At 76.6% G+C, this 1,756-nt stretch carries 2 protein-coding genes; both read left to right on the forward strand.

Features of this window, described 5'->3' with window-relative positions:
* On the forward strand, window positions 1-1,293 hold a 1,293-nt coding region (locus LLG88_10620; protein MCE5247353.1), incomplete at its 5' end, for a TolC family protein.
* Between the two features lie 57 nt (window positions 1,294-1,350).
* Window positions 1,351-1,756, forward strand: a 406-nt coding sequence (locus tag LLG88_10625) for a biotin/lipoyl-binding protein (protein MCE5247354.1), incomplete at its 3' end; no start/stop codon positions are given.

The following is a 1,756-nucleotide window of genomic DNA, read 5'->3' on the forward strand; positions in this document are numbered from 1 at the left end:
GCGATCGTCGCGGCGGCCGGCCTCGCGGCCCGCGCGGAGACCCCCGCGCCGTTCGAATCGCTGCTCGCCAAGGCGCTGCAAGGCCCCGCCGCGCAGGAGGCGAAGGCGCAGATCGACCGCTCCGCGGCCGACGCCGACGCCGCGCGCGGCGACCTGCTGCCGCAGGTCGGCGCCGGCGTGACCGGCTGGAGCCTCGGGCGCGATCCCGGCCTCGTGATTCCGCGCGGCGTGATCGGCAACCCGATTCCCCTGTCGCTCGTGGCCGCCGACCGCCGCGACTACGCGGCCGCGGTCACCGCCGAGCAGCTCGTCTGGGACGGCGGGAAGGCGTCCCGCGCGCTGCGCGCGGCGCGGCTCGGCCTCGACGCGGCGCGGCTCGCCGCGGACGCGGTGGACGAGGTCGTCCGCTTCCGGACCGTCGTCGCCGTCGCGGAGTGGGACCGTTCCGTCGCGCTCGGCGTGGCCGCGAAGGCCACGGTCTCCGACAAGCAGGAACTCGTCCGCCAGGTCGAGGCGCTGGTGAAGCAGGAGCAGGCCCCGCAGGCCGACCTGCTGCAGGCGCAGGCGGCGCTGGCGATGGCGCGTCTCGAGGAAGCGGACCGCGCCGCGGAACTCGGCCGGGCGCGCGCCGCGGTGGAACGCCTGATCGGCGAGCCGCTCCCCGCGGACGCCGTTCCTTCGTGGCCCGCGGACCTGCCGCCGCTCCCCGAGGGAACGGTGGACGAGGTCGCCGCCCGCGCGGCGGAGAAGCGTCCCGCGCCGCGCGCCTACGCCAAGATCGCCGAGGCGCAGCGCGCCGCGGCGTCGGCGGCGTCGGCGGCGCGCCTCCCCGAAGTGAGGCTGAAGGGGATGGTCCAGCGGCTGGACGACGACTACCAGCTCAACAAGGACAACGCGGAGCTCGCCGTCGTGGCCAAGGTGCCGATCTACACCGGCGGCAAGCTCGCCGCGGCCCGCGCCGCGCGCGAGGCGGACGCCCGGCGCGGCGACGCGCAGGCCGAGCAGGCGCGGCGCGAGGCGCGCGAGCAGGTGGCCGCCGCCTGGGCCGAGGACGGCGCGGCCGGCGCGCGGCTCGCCGCGGCCGAGGCGGCCGACTCGGCGGCGCGCGAGGCGCTGCGCCTCGCCAAGCTGCGCTACGACAACGAGCTGATCACCGCCCGCGATCTCCTTTCGGCCGAGGACGACGCCTCGCACGCCCGTCAGGCGCTCGCGGCGGCGCGGACCGGCCGGCGCGCCGCGCGCCTCGCGGCGCGGATCGCCGCGGGGGAGCAGCCGCTTCCCCCGCGTTCCTGAGTCCACTTCCCGATCGAGCGTCGGGCGGCGCGCGCCGCCCTGGAGCGTTGAAGAGAAATGAGCGAAGAGAAGATCTACAAGCGCCATTTCGGCGTCGGGACGATCGTGAAGTGGAGCGTGACGGCGGTCGTCCTGATCGTCGCGCTCGTCGTCGCCGGGCGCTGGCTGGCGTGGCGGATGGCGCACGTCGTCACCGACGCCGGCTTCGTCAAGGCGCACGTCGTCGAGGTCGCGCCGGAGGTGCCGGCGAAGGTCCTCAAGGTGCTGGTGAAGGAAGGCGACCTCGTCCAGGCCGGCCAGCCGCTGGTCGAACTGGACGACACCGACTACGGCCAGCGCGAGCAGATGGCCGCCGCCGACGTGCGGACGCTCGCCGCGCAGAAGGACGTCGCCGCGGCGAAGCTCGCCCTCGCCTCCGGCGACGTGCCGGCGCAGATCCACGCCGCCGAGGCCGCGGTGGCCG

Source organism: bacterium, assembly GCA_021372775.1.
In the GTDB taxonomy this organism is placed as follows: domain Bacteria; phylum Acidobacteriota; class Polarisedimenticolia; order J045; family J045; genus JAJFTU01.